Genomic DNA, 15,624 nt, shown 5'->3' with positions numbered 1-15,624 from the left:
AGACGAGCTGCGAGACGCGCAACTGTTTTAGCATGATGCCCCACCAGTCTACCGCCAAGCGGCGCTGCGCGCGCTTCATACGAATCGGGTGTTACCCCGCTTGCGTTGAGGCGTTTTCTGCGCGTGCGACGTGACAGGAACGCCAAACCTCGCGCAGTCTAGAAGCCCGTCAGCACCAGCTTGCCGATCGCGCGCCCCTCTTCGAGCAGCCCATGCGCACGGCGCAGATTGTCGGCGTTGATCGTGCCGAGATTCTGGCCGACCGTCGTGCGCAACGTGCCCGCATCGACGAGACGCGCCACCTCGGTTAGCAGCTTATGCTGCTCGATCATGTCCGGCGTGCCGAACATCGAACGCGTGAACATGAACTCCCAGTGGAACGCGGCGCTTTTCGCCTTCAATAGTTCGACAGGCAGCGGCTGGCTGTTTTCGACGATCGTGCAGATGCCGCCCTGCGGCTTGATCACTTCAGCGGCTGCCGGGAAATGCTTGTCGGTATCGTTGAAGATCAGCACGTAATCGACCTGGTCGATGCCAAGCTTTTTCAACTGCGCGGGCATATGGTCGAAGTGATCGACGATATGATCCGCGCCCAACTCCGTCGCCCACTTCGCCGATTCAGGGCGCGAGGCGGTCGCGATCACTTTGAGTTTCGCGAGTTGTTTGGCCAGCTGAATGCCGATCGAACCGACCCCGCCCGCCCCGCCGATGATCAGCACCGTGCGGCCTTCATCCGCGCCTTGCGGCGACACGCCGAGGCGGTCGAAGAGTGCTTCCCAGGCGGTGATCGCGGTCAACGGCAAAGCGGCCGCGTGCGTGAAATCGAGCGATGCCGGCTTGCGCCCGGCAATGCGTTCGTCGACCAGATGGAACTCGCTATTCGCGCCCGGCCGGGTAATGCTGCCCGCATAGAAAACCGGGTCGCCGACCTTGAACAGCGTGACGTCTGGGCCAACCGCCACCACCGTGCCGGCGGCGTCCCAGCCGAGCACCCGCGGCGCTTTCTCGACGGTGTCTTTCGGGGCGCGCACCTTGGTGTCGACCGGATTGACGGAGATGGCTTCGACCTTCACCAGCAGGTCGCGGCCGGCGGCTTCGGGTTTGGCAATCTCGACGTCGACTAGGGACTCGGCTTGATCGATCGGCAAATAACGATAGAGACCTACAGCTTTCATCACAGCTCCTGTTCTTTCAGATGAGGTTAAGAAACCGGCGATCGATGCCCACGGCGCCTGGCGCCACGCAGGGCAATCGATCGCATTGACGTCATCGTAAGGCGGTTCTTATTCTCATAAAAGCATCATAATGACTGAAACATCTTTTTGAATTTCAGAATAATGGACCAGCCTGCCGACCCCGTGGAACCCGCCGCAAAGCCCTCGTCCGGCGAACGGGAACGACTCGATCTACTCGACGTCGCCCTGTTCGTGCGGGCCGCCCTGCTCGCCAACGTGTCGGCGGCCGGCCGCGAATTCGGCCTGTCGGCGGCGGTGGCGAGTTCGCGCATCGCACAGCTCGAAAGGCTCCTTGGCGCGCGACTGCTGCATCGGACCACTCGTCGCATCAGTCTCACGCAGGATGGCGAAGTGTTCATGACACGCGCTCAGGCGCTGCTCGACGCAGCCGATGCCGCACGCGCCTCAGTCGGCCGCGCGCAGGCCGAGCCGCAGGGGCGTCTGAGGGTGTCGATGCCATCCTCTTTCGGGCGGCAGCACATATCGCCGGTGATCAGCGAATTTCTGCGCCGCTATCCCGGCGTGAGCGTCGACCTGCGTCTGACGGATCAGATGGTCGATCTGGTCGATGCGGGTATCGACGTGGCGATCCGGGTCGGCGTGCTCAAGGATTCGTCGTTGGTGGCGCGGCGCCTGGCCGTCAACCGCCGTGTGCTATGCGCCGCGCCCGCTTATCTCGCCGCGCGTGGGGCGCCGCACCATCCTTCGGACCTCGCCCAGCACGAATGCATCATCCTGTCAGACCAACGCGACTGGGCATTCGTGACGCCCGCCGGACCGCTTACGGTGCGCGTGAGCGGACGCCTCGTCGTCGACAACGGCGAAGTCATTCGCGACGCCTTGCTGGCCGGTTTCGGCATCGCGCTCAAGTCGACGTGGGACGTGGCGCCGTATCTGCGCAGCGGCGAACTGGTCAGCGTGCTCGACACCTATCCGCTCGCGGAGCAAGTGGCGATCTGGGCGGTCTATCCCAGCCGTGCGTTCGTGCCGCCGAGGACGCTCGCGTTCATCGAGTTCCTTGCCGCGCATTTCGGCGATCCGCCTTATTGGGATGTGGAGCCGGTGTGAGCCGGGCGGGCGAGACGTCAGACCGCATCAAGGTGCTGACCACCCATGGCGTCGGTGCATGCGGGTCGGCCTGCTTCCCGCCGTCAGACGATTGCGCTGAGGTCTTCATGGTTTGCTCCTTTTTCAGGTTGAATCAGGCCGGCTGGATCGCGATCACTCCGCTTCATCCAGACGTTTTCTCATGGCTGCGGTGATGCGTTGACGTGTCTTCGCGTAGTCCGCCCACGGGTCGCGCTTAAGGCCTGCGAGACGCTCGTGCACGTTTTCGACGGTCCATTGATCGCCGCTCGTCGTGGTGGCGACTTCGTCCCACGAGAGCGGCACTGAAACACCCAGGCCCGGCCGGGCGCGCGCAGAGAATGCGGCCACCGTACTCGAGCCGCGGTTGTTGCGCAGGTAGTCGACAAAGATTTTCTGCTTGCGATTCTGGGCCCCCATCTTCGCGCTGAAGTACTTCGGCAACGTCGTCGCCATGTGCTGCGCGACGGCCTGCGAAAACGCCTTCACTTCGTCCCAGCCGGCGTGCTTCGCGAGCGGCACTACGACATGGAACCCCTTGCCGCCGCTCGTCTTGCAGAACGAGGTCAGACCGAGTTCTTCGAGCAGCGAGCGCGCCAGTTGCGCGGCCTCAATCATCCGCTCCCAACCGAGCGATGCGTCCGGGTCGAGATCGAACACCATGCGGTTGGGTTTTTCGATGTTCGACACCACGGCATTCCACGTGTGAAATTCGATCGTGCCCATCTGGGCGGCGCCGACCAGCGCTTTGAGCGTATCGACGGTTATCAGCGGTGGATGACCGGGGTCGAGTCCGGGATGCTGCGTGACGTTGGGGATCGACATCTTCTGGCTGTGCTTCTGGAAAAACAGCTCGCCGCCGATGTCCTCGGGCGCGCGCACCAGCGACACCGGCCTGTCCTGAAGATGCGGCAGCATCCAGTCGGCGACCGATTCGTAGTAGCGCACGAGATCGATTTTGCGGGTGCCGGTGCTTTTGTCGATGACGCGGTCGGGATGGGATACGCGAACGCCGGCGACTTCGGCTGGCGTTGTAGCGGGTTTTGATTTCGTTGTGGCGGTTTTGGTTGCTGGCGTTTTTGTCGTGCGTTTCTTCGCCACGGTGTCGGATGCGGTATCGGTTTGCTCCTGCACATCGGCTCCTTTACGGGGTGCTTCCCGGACGATCTGCCGCGCCGGTTTGTCATTGCGCAGGCTCACGAACGACGCCTGCCGCACGATGCCCTCGCTCGTCCATTCAGCGAAATTGCATTCACAGACAAGCACAGGTTCGACCCAATGCACCGGCGTGCGACTGCGCTCGCGCGACGTGCCGGCGAACGGCATGCGGCTGGTTGCGTGCGCGTCGAGTTTCTTCTTGAGCGAGCGCAGCAACGCAGCGTCGAAGCCCGTGCCGACACGGCCGGCGTATTGTAGTTTGCCTTTGCCGTCGTAGACGCCAAGCAACAACGCACCGAAGGCCGCACGGCTACCCGCCGGCTCCGAATAGCCGCCGATCACGAATTCCTGGCGGCGTCGGCATTTCAATTTGATCCATGCGGACGAACGCCCCGAGGTGTAGCCACTATCGCGCCGTTTGCCGATGATGCCTTCGAGCGCCATATCGCATGCGCTCTTCAGCAGATCGTCGGCGCTGAACGCGAAGTCGTTCGAGAAGCGCAGTACGCTGTCGTCGTGCCCATCCAGGCCTTCCAATAACGCGCGCAGAATCGCGCGGCGTTGTTCGAGTGGCACGTCTCGCAAGTCGTAGCCGTTCAGGAACGGCACGTCGAACAGATAGATGACGATGTCCTGCGGGCGGTCCGCATCGAACGCGTTTTGCAGCGCCTGAAAACTCGGTACGCCATTGCCATCGAGCACCACCGCTTCGCCGTCGAGCCAGGCGCTTTCGATGTCGAGTTGTTCGAATGCCTTCACCTGCTTGTCGAACTTTGCGGTCCAATCGTTGCCTGCGCGCGTGAACACCTTGAGCGCACGGGTCTTTGCGTTTCGGTCGATGCGAGCCAGTACACGATAGCCGTCGAACTTGATTTCGTATGCCCATTCATCGCCGGGTGGCGCGGTGTCCACGAGCGTCGCCAGTTGCGGCTTGAAGGTGGCGGGCAACGCGGCCTTGACCGCGCCTTCGATCGAGGGCGATGCGGCAAGCTCGCGCAGTGACTGCGTGCTACGGGTCGACACGATGTCGGTTTTTTTCGGGTCGGGAAGGCTTGATGAGCTGGCTTTCGCGCCGTTCCTGCCAGTGGTGTTCGAGATCAATGCTGTTTCTTTGGCCCTAGCGGCGTTTGAAGTCCTCGCAGCCTTAATTCCAGTCTTCGCTCCGGTCCTGCTCGCGCTCTGGCGTGTGGACTCGCTCGCAGTTGTCCTTGTCGCGGTCCTCGTGGCCTTTGCGCGCTTGTCCACCGACGCACTGCCCTCCAGTACGCTGCCAAGGCACTCCTTCAAGACGTCGTATTCGTTCTGATCGCGTGCTTCCTCGTCGCGCTCCTTGATCAGCAGCCACTGCTCCTTGTCACCGCTGCCGCGCATATGACTGCGCACCAGCGTCCAGCCACCGCGCAGTTTTTCGCCAAAAAGCAGGAATTTGAGCTTGCCCGCCTTATACGATCTGGCAGCCTCCGCCGCGCCGCCGACCGGCTCCCACGTCCCGCGATCCCACACGATCACGGTCCCCGCGCCATAGTTGCCAGGCGGGATATCGCCTTCGAAAGAACCATACTCGACAGGGTGATCTTCGACATGCACCGCGAGCCGTTTCACCGACGGGTCGAGGCTCGGCCCCTTTGGCACCGCCCACGACAGTAACGTGCCGTTCAGTTCGAGGCGGAAGTCGTAATGCAAGCGCCGCGCGTCGTGCTCCTGAATCACATACGACAGCGCCTCGTTCAATACGCGCGTAGCGCTCTTGCGACCGGCTTTCTTCCGCGCAGCCGTGCCCGATGGCTCCGGCGTTTCGTCGAAGCGGCGCTTGCGGCTGTAGAGATCGAGCCTGTCGTTCATGGAGATGAACTCGTCGTGGATCGAGCTGGTGCGGTGTTATAGATCAAGCGAGCGATCAGGCGGCCGCACGCCGTTTGCGAGCAGCCGGGGCCGACTTGGTGCTGCCGCCACTGCTCTTGCCGCCATTGCGACTCGTACCCGCCGAGCGCGCCGCACGCGGCTTCTTGCGGGCTGGCGCAGCTGCTTCGGCTTCGGCATTGTCGCCCTCCTCATCATCGTCCACGGCATGCTTGCGCGCGCCCGTCGCCGGCTTGCCTTTGCCGCGGCCGAGGCTGCGCTTGAGCAGGTCGGACAGATCGAGGATGTCGGCGGATTGGCGCGATTCGCGCGGCGCCTCGACCTCGGTGATTTCCTTGGTCTTGCCCGCGCGAATCTTTCGATCGACCAGCGCCATGATGTCGTCGTGGAACGTGTCGTGATACTGCGATGGATCCCACTTGTCGCTCATGTCGTTGATCAGTTTTTTCGCCATGTCGAGTTCACGCGTCGTCACGCCGGCCGCTTTCATCCCTTCCGGCGGCAGTTTGAATTCGTCGAAGTCGCGTACCTCGGCGGCCCAGCGCAAGGTGTTCAACGCCAGCATCGGCCCAACTGGAATCAGCGCCGCGAGATGTTGCTTATTGTGCAGCACGACACTCGCCACGCCGATCTTGCCCGACGCTTTCATCGCTTCGCGCAGCAGCGCGTACACCTTTTCCCCCTTGCGGTCAGGTGTCAGAAAGTACGGCGTGTCGAGATAAAGAAACGAGATGTCGGGTGCGTCAATGAAGGCGAGGATATCGACCGTCTGCGTCGACTCAGGATTGGCCGCGCGAATCTCGTCGTCCGAGAGAACAACGTACTTGTCCTTTTCGTACTCGAAGCCGCGCACGATGTTCTCGCGCGCCACTTCCTTGCCGGTGCGCTTGTTAATCTGCTTGTAGCCGATCGGATCGATCGTGCGCTTGTCCAGCAAATTGAAGCCGACTTTCTCCGACTGCGTGGCCGGATACAACTGCACCGGAACGTGGACGAGGCCAAAGCTGATTGCGCCCTTCCAGATCATATGTGCCATCGTGCGCTCCCAAGGCCTGAGACCTTTGGTGAAGCAGCAAGCGTGCCACGGTTTTGCGCGCTATCCCGGGCTCGGTACGGCGGTGGCTGCCACGGTTCTGGACGCTATGGCCGCCGTGGTGCCGTGCCGGTTGTCACAGGCATCGGCTGTAAGTCTTGCGCCATATCGGCAAAAGATACGGCGCTTGCGGGCTCGTCCAACGGTGCTCGGCAAGCGCCGATCTTCAACCGCCGCTCGTCGGTTCGAGTTCGATCGGCACCGCAGCGAAGCCGCGAAACCGCACCCGTCCGCCGCGCGTTGGCTCGTCGTCGAGCCGATACGCCGGAAAGCGCTGTACGAAGCGTCCGATGGCGATCCGCGCCTCGAGTCGCGCGAGCGACAACCCTGCGCACTGGTGGATGCCGAAGCCGAACGCCAGATGCCGGTTCGGATCGCGGCGGATGTCGAAGCGGTCCGGTTCCGCGAACTGCTCGGGGTCGCGATTGGCCGCGCCGATGCACAGCGTGACGGGCGTACCACGCGCCACCGCGACGCCGCCGATCTCCGTGTCGACCGTGACCATCCGGTTGCCTAGCTGGTTCGAGCTCTCGAACCGCAAACACTCTTCGACCGCCGACTCGATCAGCGACGGTTCGCGCAGCAACGCGGCGCGCTGTTCCGGCCAGGCGGTGAGCGTAACGAGACCGTTGCCGATCAGATTCGTGGTGGTCTCATGACCGGCGTTCAGGATGAAGATACAGTTTTGCAGCAGTTCCGCTTCCGACAACTGCTCACCGCCCGGTTCTCCTTGTTCGCCCTGGATCAGGCGCGTCAGCACGTCGCGCTGCGGATCGCCGGGTTCGCGCCGGCGCCGTGCCACCAGATCGCGCAGATAGTCGACAAACTCTGTGACCGCCCGGTTGCCCCGCTCGAGCTGCGCCTCGTTCAGCGACGGCTCCAGCGCGCCGAGGATTGCCAGCGACCAGTCGCGCAACGGCTCGCGCTCAGCGTGCGGCACATCCAGCAGATTGCCGATGATCTCCACCGGAATCGCCGACGCGAACTCGCCGATCAGATCGATCCGGCCACGCGCGGCGGCTGCATCGAGCAAACCATCGACGAGGCGGATCAGCCCCGGCTCCATGGCCGCGATCGCGCGCGCCGTCAGCGCGCCGGCGATCAGTTTGCGCACCCGCGTGTGACGCGGCGGATCGTTGAAGACGAGACTGGTGGTGTGATGGCTGTAGAGCGGCGAGTCGCCGTACTTCGGTTTGAATTCGACGGTCTTGTCGGAACTGAAAGTTTTCGGGTCGCGGTAGACCGCCTGCACGTCGCGAAAACGCGTCAAAAACAGCGAGCCGTCCGGCATGCGTTTGACCGGTTCATAGGTGCGCAGCGCGTGGTAGACCGGGTATGGGTCGGCGTAGAACGCGGGACTCAGCTGGCGCAGATCGAAATCGCGTGCGAGGGTGGGCGCGTCGCTGGCTGTCGCAGGGGGCATTGCTTGTCTCCGTGGTGATGCGCCTCGTCATGGGTGCCGATACCTCGCCGATGCGTGCCACATGCGGGTGCGCTGCGCGGCTTTTGGACGCGATGGGCTTGGCGGGTTCGATAGGCTGCGGGGCGTCGTTCGAAGCGCCAGTATGACGCGGGCGCCTGATCGTTGCACGGTGGATTGCCCGAATGTATACGCGATGCGCCGGGCGATTGGCTTCCTGGCGGGTCGTTTGTTTGTCTATTGGCCAATTGCTGCCCGTCCGCTTGATGCCACTCGGGGATACCTGTTGCCCGTTCTCCGCTGCCCCTGCGGGCCGCACACCGCCGAACCGTTACAATGACGGGATTTTCCGCGCGCGTTGCGCGCCCGCCCTTTTCCGCGTCAATGCGTCGCCCATGAACCTCGTCATCCAAAGCACCGCGCCCCTTTCCGCCGACCACCACAAAACGCTTGTCGCGCTCGCGCGCGGCTCACGCGCCGCTGTCATCGACGCAAACGCGATTCGCATCGCCGACGCGAACGTTGCGCAGCGCGGCGACCTCGAGGTCTATTGCAGCACGCATCAGCTGGACTACGCGTTTGTCGAACCCGGGCGCCAGTTGCGTGACTTCGGCCTCGTCGCGATGGACATGGATTCGACGCTGATCACGATCGAATGCATCGACGAAATCGCCGACTTCTGCGGCTTGAAAGCAGAAGTCGCCGCGATTACCGAAGCGTCGATGCGCGGCGAAATCAAGGACTTCAACGAGAGCCTGACGCGCCGCGTGGCACTGCTCAAGGGGCTCGACGCCGGCGCGCTCGAACGCGTTTATGAAGAGCGGCTGCAACTTTCGCCGGGCGCCGAACGAATGCTGGCCGGCGCGAAGGCGGCGGGATTGAAAACGCTGTTGGTGTCCGGCGGATTCACGTTCTTCACCGAAAAACTGAAAGCCCGGCTCGGCCTCGATTTCACGCACGCGAACACGCTCGAAATCGTGGATGGAAAGTTGACCGGCAACGTAATCGGCGAGATCGTCAACGCCGACGTGAAGGCCCGCACGCTGCGCGAGACATGCGCCCAACTGGGCATCGAACCGACGCGCGCGATTGCGATGGGCGATGGGTCGAACGATCTGAAAATGATGGCGACGGCGGGACTTTCTGTGGCGTTCCGTGCGAAGCCGGTGGTGCGCGAAGCAGCCAGTGTGGCATTCAACCACGTTGGGCTGGATGGCTTGCTGCGCCTGTTCTGAAACCTGGTTTGCGCTGGCCGATGCAATGGCGGCCAGCGCCGGTGCGAGAATTATTTGTTGAGATGGGCGATCAGGAACATGCCCAACATGGAGATCCCAGTGACTCCGATCACGACGCCATGCCACTTCAGAACAAGGGCGTAGTTTTCGTCAGATTCCAGAAACGTGAATAGTTTATGCATGAGTGCCTCCTAAAAGGAGATCAGTATAAGAGCTGCGTTATCTAAAAAATCTAAATCATATGCACGTGTAGGATTGCAAACAGAGTAGCTGCAAGAGATGTTGCAAGAATCGAAATCGCAATGGGCACACGCGACAAGGCCCCCGAAGCAAACCGTTTCTGCCCGTCACGAATGCATGTAGCCGTCTGATCACGGCGTGTATTGACCAAAGACAACATCACGATATTCGAACAGACGAATGCCAGGATGCAGAATCCAGCAATGGCGCCCTCCAGCACAGGCACCGCGCCACGCCCAAGCTCCAGCGCAGTCACCGCCTCATAGACCGCCGCCGCGCACAGACCGATCGCACACCAGAACAGTTGGCCGTCTTTCACTGATGCGGCGATCAACGCCTTCGCGACGCGCCAGCCGTGCGTGGGTGCGACGAGCGCTAGCGTAAAGATCGGGCCGACAATCGGCACGCCAAGATTCAGTAACATCCAGAAAAATAGATTCATCGGAACTCACCATAGTGCGGCTACCGTTAGTTAAGTGCGCACCATCGTAGCGTCGAGATCCATCGCCGACCATTCGGCCGAATGGTTAGGCTTACTGGCTATCTTGACAAACCAAAAAGCCCATCGTGAACGCGTCACAATGGGCTTTCTCAACCTTCAGCAATCGGCAATCGGCAATCAGCGCTCAGGCGCTTAACCCAGCGCCGCCAGACACTGTTCGATATCCGCGCGCAAATCGGCCTCTTCTTCCAGGCCGATATAGAACCGTACCAGCGTGCCGCGATACGGCCATTGACCTTCCGTGCGCATCGAGGCGACGTCGTACGGCATCGCGAGACTGTGCGCTCCGCCCCAGCTCCAGCCGAGCGAAAACAGATCGAGCGACTCGCAGAACGTGTCGATTTGCGCCGCGCTGTAACGTGCGTCGAACACCACTGAGAACAGTCCGCCCGCGCCCGTAAAGTCGCGCTTGAAAAACTCATGCCCTGGACAGTCGGACAACGCCGGGTGCAGGACCGCGGCAATTTCCGGACGCGTTTTCAGCCAGGTGGCGAGGCCGAGCGCTGCACGGTCATGCTGTTCGAAACGCAAGCGCATGCTCGGCAGACTGCGCAGAATCAGCGAACAGTCATCCACCGACACACCGATACCCGTGCGCATGCGCGCTGCCTTCAGCTTCAGATGCAACTCGCGATCGACGGTGATCGTCGCGCCCATCAACACGTCGCCGCCGCCCGACTGGTACTTGGTCAACGCCTGCACCGAGATATCGACACCGTGATCGAACGGCCGGAAACCGAGCCCGGCCGACCAGGTATTGTCGATCGCCGTAACGACGTTGCGCGCACGCGCCACCGCGGTAATGGCGGGCACGTCGGGCACTTCCATCGTGACCGAACCGGGCGCTTCGAGCCAGATCAAACGCGTATTCGGCTGGATCAGATCCGCGATGCCCGCGCCGATCATCGGATCGTAGTAGCGTGCGGTGATGCCGAAATCGCGCGCCAGCCAGTCGCCGTGATCGCGGTTCGGCGAGTAGACGTTATCGGGAATCAGCACGTCGTCGCCGGCCTTCACGAGGCCGAAGTACACGTTCGAAATCGACGACAAGCCCGACGGCTGCAGCAACGCGTGATTACCGCCTTCGATGGTGGCAAGCCGCTGCGCCAGCGCGAGCGAAGTCGGCGTGGCGTGCAGGCCATAGCGCCATTGCGCGTCGTTTTTCCAGTCGAGCGCGCGCATCGTCGCGAGATCAGGGAAAACGACAGTCGAGGCGCGCGTCACCGGCATCGAGAAAGATTCGAAACCCGGCGTGAGTTGGTCTTCGGCGCGCACGACGCGGGTTTGCAGACCGCGTTTGAGTTTGGATTGGGTCATGGTGTAGGTAGACTTTATTCGCCGGTTTGCAGGTTGCTCACCCCGCCAACGGCGTGACCACCGCCTGTCGCCGAGGCGGGCGCTGCTGCGCTGCCGGCGGACGGCTGCGGCGCCACCGCAGTCTTGTTAGCGGCCTGACCGGCACTCGCTGATGCAGCCGGCACAGCCTGCCCCGCTGCCAGTGGTTTCAGATCGAACGGCTGCGGGCTGGAATCGTCGACGTTCATCCGGTCGCCCGCCACCGAACCGTCGGCGGCAAACTTGCCCACCCAGTTGCCGGTGATATGCGTGCCGTCGTTCGATTCCTCGACTTCGAGCGTATCGCCGTCGCGGTCACCCGCGATCAGGATCACCTCGCCGGTGTCTGTGTACTGATACTCGCCGTGCACGCCGGCCGGATCGTCGGTTTTCGCGCCAAGTCGCAGCACGATCTGCCGCGAGCCCAGCATGCCGGCGTAACGCGGAAACTTCGCGAATTCGGGGCTCGGCTTGAGCGGCAACTGAATCGGCGGGGGCGCCGCCAGCTCCTTCACCGCGTCGCTTTCCGCCCATGCCTGCGCGGGCAGCACAGCCCCGGCGCCGGCACACAGCAATGCGGCCGCGCTCACTACGCCCCGAAGGACGTGCCTCTGGAGGACTGCCCAAGCGCGCCGACGCGTCGCACCCTTCATCGCTTTGGATTCCTGCATCCGTTCTTTCCTTGTTGCCTGATACTGCTCGATACTGGTTTGCTACCCGGCTTCGTTCGACGGGGACAACGTGACGCCTCGCGTGGCGTCACGTTGTCCCGCCTCGGCTTCAGATCCGTTCGAAGATCGCCGCGATGCCCTGCCCGCCACCGATACACATCGTCACCAGCGCATAGCGGCCGCCAACCCGCTGCAACTCATACAAGGCCTTGACCGTGATCAGTGCGCCGGTTGCGCCGATCGGGTGGCCGAGCGAAATGCCCGAACCGTTCGGATTGACCTTGGCCGGATCAAGACCGAGTTCCTTGCTGACCGCGCACGCCTGAGCGGCAAACGCTTCGTTCGCTTCGATCACATCCAGATCGGCGACCGTCAGACCGGCGCGTTCGAGCGCCTTGCGGGTTGCCGGCACCGGGCCGATACCCATGTAGGCCGGATCGACGCCCGCATGCGCGTACGAAACCAGCCGTGCCAACGGCTTGATCCCGCGCTTTTCAGCGACGCTGCGTTCCATCAGCACGACCGCCGCGGCGGCGTCATTGATGCCCGAGGCGTTGCCGGCCGTCACCGTGCCGTTTTCCTTTGCGAACACCGGCTTCAACTTGGAGAAGTCTTCGGCCGTCGCGTTCATGCGCGTGTGCTCATCCGTATCGAATACGACATCGCCCTTCTTCGACGGGATCGTGATCGGCAGGATCTGGTCCTTGAAGTAGCCGCTCGTAATCGCATTGGCCGCGCGGCGATGCGATTCGAGCGCGAGTGCATCCTGCGTCTCGCGCGAGATGTCGTATTTGCGGGCGACGTTCTCGGCGGTCACGCCCATATGGATCGACTGGAACGGGTCGCTCAACGCGCCGACCATCATGTCGACGAGGCGCGCATCGCCCATGCGCTGACCGAAGCGCGCAGCCGGCATGGAGTACGGCGCGCGGCTCATGTTTTCCGCGCCGCCGCCGATCGCGATGTCGGCGTCGCCGAGCAGCACGCTTTGCGCGGCTGAGACGATGGCCTGCAAGCCCGAGCCGCACAGACGGTTGACGGTCAACGCAGGCGCATGTTGCGCGACGCCGCCGTTGATCGCGGCCACCCGGGCCAGATACATGTCTTTCGGTTCGGTATGCACGACGTTGCCGAACACCACGTGACCGACTTCGTCGCCCGACACGTTCGCGCGCGCCAGCGCTTCACGCACGACGCGTGCGCCCAGATCGGTCGGCGGAAAATCCTTCAGACTGCCCCCAAAACCGCCGATTGCCGTACGTACACCGCTTACCACCACTACGTCTCGTTGCATCGCTCGCTCCTGTTTAGTGTCTCAAGATGATCTTGTCCTGACCGGCTGCGGGGCGCGCCTCGCAGCGCGTTACTGTCAGCCGGCCAGGATGTGTTCGACCGTCGCGCGCGAAGGGATCGGCGCGACCGCGCCGTAACCTTGCGTGGACAGTGCCGCGGCGCAGTTCGCATAACGCGCCGCTTGAAACGGATCGTCACCCGCCACGATGCGCGCGATAAACGCGCCGCCGAAGCAGTCCCCCGCGCCGGTCGCATCGACCGCGTTGACGACGTGGCCCGGCACGACGCGCCGCTCATCCGGCGTGGCGATATACGAACCTTCCTTGCCGAGCTTGAGCGCCACGACACGCGGACCATGCGACAGCAGAAAGTCGACGATCTCGTCGCGGCCAGTCAAGCCGGTCAGTTCGGTGACGTCGTCCCAGCTCGGTAGGCAAATGTCGGTGTGACGAATGGCTTCGAGCATCACCGCACGCGCTCTTGCGAGCGGCCACAGCTTCAAACGAAGATTGGTGTCGAAACTCACGCGCACACCGTTCGCTCGTGCATGCTCGATCGCCGCCAACGCGGCGTCGCAGGCGCTCAGGCTGATCGCGAGGCTGATGCCGGACAAATGGATGACTTTGGCCGCGGCGATCGCATCGAGCGGCAAATTGTGCGGCGCGTAGCGGCTCGCGGCCGAACCCGCGCGCAGATAGTCGAACGCGTGACCTGCGGGACCGTGCGAGACGAAATAGACGCCGGTGGGCGCGTGCGGATCGACGCGCACGAGCGACGTCTCGACCTGCTCGCGTTCCCACAGATCGATCAGGAGACGCCCGAAATGGTCGCTGCCCACGGCCGACGCGAAACCCGTCTTCGCGCCCTGCCGTGCTGCCGCAATGCAGAAGTTCGACGTATCGCCGCCGAAGCCTTGCAGATAGTTCGGCTGATCTTTAGCCGACTGGTTGAACTCGATCATCGCCTCGCCAAACGCGAGGATCTCCGGAGGCCGGCTCTCCGGGTGCTGGGCTGCCGGGGACCAGGTTGCCGGGGTCCGGCCTTCCGGCGTGCCGGCTGTGCTCACCGTCATCGCTTAGACCTCGCCCCACAGATCGTGACCGTCGGCGCCGGTGATCTTCACCGAGACAAAATCGCCGACCTTATAACGCTTCGACGCCTTGGTGGCCGGCGCGATATACACGACGCCGTCGATCTCGGGCGCATCCGCCGCGGTGCGGCCGATGCCGCCGTCGGCATTGATCTCGTCGACCAGCACTTTCAGCGTTTTGCCGACCTTCTTCGCAATCCGTTTGGCCGACACTTCTTCGGCCACTTCCATGAAACGCGCACGGCGCTCTTCACGCACTTCGTCGGGCAACGCACCGTCGAGTTCATTGGCGCTCGCGCCTTCGACCGGCGAATAAGCAAAGCAGCCGACCCGATCCAGTTCCGCCTCGCGGATGAAATCGAGCAGCGTCTGGAATTGCTCTTCGGTCTCGCCCGGAAAGCCGGCGATGAACGTGCTGCGGATCGTCAGATCGGGGCAGATTTCGCGCCACGCCTTCACGCGCTCCATCACCTTCTCGGCATTGGCCGGACGCTTCATGCGCTTCAACACTTCCGGATGCGCGTGCTGGAACGGCACATCCAGATACGGCAGCACGTGGCCCTTGAACGGGCCTTCGGCCATCATCGGAATGACTTCGTCGACGCTCGGATACGGATACACGTAATGCAAACGTACCCATGCGCCGTATTGCGCCGCGAGTTCGCCAAGCGCGCCGACCAGATCGGTCATGCGCGTCTTGATCGGCTTGCCGTTCCAGAAACCGGTGCGGTATTTCACGTCGACGCCGTATGCGCTCGTATCCTGCGAAATCACGAGCAGTTCCTTCACGCCGGACTTGAACAGGTTCTCCGCCTCGAGCATCACGTCCGCGACCGGGCGCGACACGAGGTCGCCGCGCATTGACGGGATGATGCAGAACGTGCAGCGGTGGTTGCAGCCTTCGGAAATCTTGAGGTAAGCGTAGTGACGCGGCGTGAGCTTCACGCCGGCAGCCGGCACCAGATCGATGAACGGATCGTGCGGCTTCGGCAGATGATTGTGCACCGCCTGCATCACTTCGCCCAACGCGTGCGGACCGGTCACGGCCAGCACCTTCGGATGCACTTCTTCGATCAGATTCGAACCGCTCGCGCTCTGCTTGGCACCGAGGCAGCCCGTGACGATCACCTTGCCGTTTTCGCTGAGCGCTTCGCCGATCGCGTCGAGGCTTTCCTGCACCGCTTCGTCGATGAAGCCGCACGTGTTGACGACGACGAGGTCCGCGCCGTCGTACGTGCCGGAGATCTCGTAGCCCTCGGCGCGCAACTGCGTGATGATCTGCTCGGAATCGACAAGCGCTTTAGGACAGCCGAGGCTGACGAAACCGACCTTCGGAGTCGAAGGGGTCGGCACGGCGGGGGAAATGGTCTGCGACATAGGATGGATCCGGCGTATAGCGGTGACGA

Annotated in this window: 13 protein-coding genes; 2 read left to right on the top strand and 11 right to left on the bottom strand. The window is 62.8% G+C overall.

The genetic code is table 11. The features are described 5' to 3' along the window. Positions 1 to 158: 158 nt before the first annotated feature. Positions 159 to 1,175 (bottom strand): zinc-binding alcohol dehydrogenase family protein, encoded by a 1,017-nt coding sequence (locus tag FSO04_RS23915; protein WP_154563115.1) that lies wholly within the window; start codon positions 1,173 to 1,175, stop codon positions 159 to 161. 162 nt (positions 1,176 to 1,337) lie between these two features. On the opposite strand from FSO04_RS23915, the gene FSO04_RS23910 reads away from it, so the two are divergent. Continuing rightward, positions 1,338 to 2,303 carry a LysR family transcriptional regulator gene (locus tag FSO04_RS23910; protein ID WP_154563113.1) on the top strand — a complete coding sequence of 322 codons (966 nt, stop codon included), beginning with the start codon at positions 1,338 to 1,340 and terminating at the stop codon, positions 2,301 to 2,303. Between the two features lie 153 nt (positions 2,304 to 2,456). On the opposite strand, the gene ligD is transcribed toward FSO04_RS23910, so the two are convergent. From ligD to FSO04_RS23895, 3 genes are all read right to left on the bottom strand, one after another. Next, a complete protein-coding gene (ligD, locus tag FSO04_RS23905; RefSeq protein ID WP_154563111.1) occupies positions 2,457 to 5,321 on the bottom strand; it encodes a DNA ligase D in 2,865 nt (954 codons plus the stop codon). A gap of 55 nt (positions 5,322 to 5,376) precedes the next feature. Further along, positions 5,377 to 6,375, bottom strand: coding sequence for a non-homologous end joining protein Ku (ku, locus tag FSO04_RS23900; protein ID WP_154563109.1), 999 nt, complete (start codon positions 6,373 to 6,375; stop codon positions 5,377 to 5,379). Between the two features lie 223 nt (positions 6,376 to 6,598). Next, positions 6,599 to 7,855, bottom strand: coding sequence for a cytochrome P450 (locus FSO04_RS23895; RefSeq protein WP_154563107.1), 1,257 nt, complete (start codon positions 7,853 to 7,855; stop codon positions 6,599 to 6,601). 392 nt (positions 7,856 to 8,247) lie between these two features. Here FSO04_RS23895 and serB point away from each other — a divergent pair, with 392 nt between their 5' ends. Further along, complete coding sequence (gene serB / locus FSO04_RS23890; RefSeq protein ID WP_154563105.1) at positions 8,248 to 9,087, top strand: phosphoserine phosphatase SerB; 840 nt, start codon at positions 8,248 to 8,250, stop codon at positions 9,085 to 9,087. A gap of 50 nt (positions 9,088 to 9,137) precedes the next feature. Here serB and FSO04_RS48335 read toward each other — a convergent pair whose 3' ends face one another. The 7 genes from FSO04_RS48335 to rimO form a co-directional block, all read right to left on the bottom strand. After that, positions 9,138 to 9,269 carry a hypothetical protein gene (locus FSO04_RS48335; protein ID WP_266238934.1) on the bottom strand — a complete coding sequence of 44 codons (132 nt, stop codon included), beginning with the start codon at positions 9,267 to 9,269 and terminating at the stop codon, positions 9,138 to 9,140. A 50-nt stretch (positions 9,270 to 9,319) separates the two neighbouring features. Further along, complete coding sequence (locus FSO04_RS23885; RefSeq protein ID WP_154563103.1) at positions 9,320 to 9,769, bottom strand: hypothetical protein; 450 nt, start codon at positions 9,767 to 9,769, stop codon at positions 9,320 to 9,322. A gap of 192 nt (positions 9,770 to 9,961) precedes the next feature. Further along, complete coding sequence (locus FSO04_RS23880; RefSeq protein WP_154563101.1) at positions 9,962 to 11,146, bottom strand: cystathionine beta-lyase; 1,185 nt, start codon at positions 11,144 to 11,146, stop codon at positions 9,962 to 9,964. Between the two features lie 14 nt (positions 11,147 to 11,160). Further along, on the bottom strand, positions 11,161 to 11,835 hold the full coding sequence (locus FSO04_RS23875; RefSeq protein ID WP_154563099.1) for a hypothetical protein: 675 nt from the start codon (positions 11,833 to 11,835) through the stop codon (positions 11,161 to 11,163). Positions 11,836 to 11,944: 109 nt separating this feature from the next. Beyond that, the gene (gene bktB / locus FSO04_RS23870; protein ID WP_154563097.1) at positions 11,945 to 13,129 is read right to left on the bottom strand and encodes a beta-ketothiolase BktB; all 1,185 of its coding nucleotides are present in this window, start codon (positions 13,127 to 13,129) and stop codon (positions 11,945 to 11,947) included. A 75-nt stretch (positions 13,130 to 13,204) separates the two neighbouring features. After that, positions 13,205 to 14,200, bottom strand: a complete 996-nt coding sequence (locus tag FSO04_RS23865; RefSeq protein ID WP_154563095.1) for a sugar kinase — start codon at positions 14,198 to 14,200, stop codon at positions 13,205 to 13,207. Between the two features lie 3 nt (positions 14,201 to 14,203). Beyond that, on the bottom strand, positions 14,204 to 15,595 hold the full coding sequence (gene rimO / locus FSO04_RS23860) for a 30S ribosomal protein S12 methylthiotransferase RimO (protein ID WP_154563093.1): 1,392 nt from the start codon (positions 15,593 to 15,595) through the stop codon (positions 14,204 to 14,206). Between the last annotated feature and the right edge of the window lie 29 nt (positions 15,596 to 15,624).

It is taken from the genome of Paraburkholderia madseniana, from assembly GCF_009690905.1.
Lineage (GTDB): Bacteria > Pseudomonadota > Gammaproteobacteria > Burkholderiales > Burkholderiaceae > Paraburkholderia > Paraburkholderia madseniana.
The sequence above is the reverse complement of the archived record's forward strand: the minus strand, read 5'-3'. Positions and strand labels throughout refer to the sequence as shown.

Excerpts from the sequence above, each read along its gene's own strand:
- FSO04_RS23915 (WP_154563115.1), bottom strand. The coding sequence starts at position 1,175 with ATGAAAGCTGTAGGTCTCTATCGTTATTTGCCGATCGATCAAGCCGAG.
- FSO04_RS23910 (WP_154563113.1), top strand. The coding sequence starts at position 1,338 with ATGGACCAGCCTGCCGACCCCGTGGAACCCGCCGCAAAGCCCTCGTCC.
- ligD (WP_154563111.1), bottom strand. The coding sequence starts at position 5,321 with ATGAACGACAGGCTCGATCTCTACAGCCGCAAGCGCCGCTTCGACGAA.
- ku (WP_154563109.1), bottom strand. The coding sequence starts at position 6,375 with ATGGCACATATGATCTGGAAGGGCGCAATCAGCTTTGGCCTCGTCCAC.
- FSO04_RS23895 (WP_154563107.1), bottom strand. The coding sequence starts at position 7,855 with ATGCCCCCTGCGACAGCCAGCGACGCGCCCACCCTCGCACGCGATTTC.
- serB (WP_154563105.1), top strand. The coding sequence starts at position 8,248 with ATGAACCTCGTCATCCAAAGCACCGCGCCCCTTTCCGCCGACCACCAC.
- FSO04_RS48335 (WP_266238934.1), bottom strand. The coding sequence starts at position 9,269 with ATGCATAAACTATTCACGTTTCTGGAATCTGACGAAAACTACGCCCTT.
- FSO04_RS23885 (WP_154563103.1), bottom strand. The coding sequence starts at position 9,769 with ATGAATCTATTTTTCTGGATGTTACTGAATCTTGGCGTGCCGATTGTC.
- FSO04_RS23880 (WP_154563101.1), bottom strand. The coding sequence starts at position 11,146 with ATGACCCAATCCAAACTCAAACGCGGTCTGCAAACCCGCGTCGTGCGC.
- FSO04_RS23875 (WP_154563099.1), bottom strand. The coding sequence starts at position 11,835 with ATGCAGGAATCCAAAGCGATGAAGGGTGCGACGCGTCGGCGCGCTTGG.
- bktB (WP_154563097.1), bottom strand. The coding sequence starts at position 13,129 with ATGCAACGAGACGTAGTGGTGGTAAGCGGTGTACGTACGGCAATCGGC.
- FSO04_RS23865 (WP_154563095.1), bottom strand. The coding sequence starts at position 14,200 with ATGACGGTGAGCACAGCCGGCACGCCGGAAGGCCGGACCCCGGCAACC.
- rimO (WP_154563093.1), bottom strand. The coding sequence starts at position 15,595 with ATGTCGCAGACCATTTCCCCCGCCGTGCCGACCCCTTCGACTCCGAAG.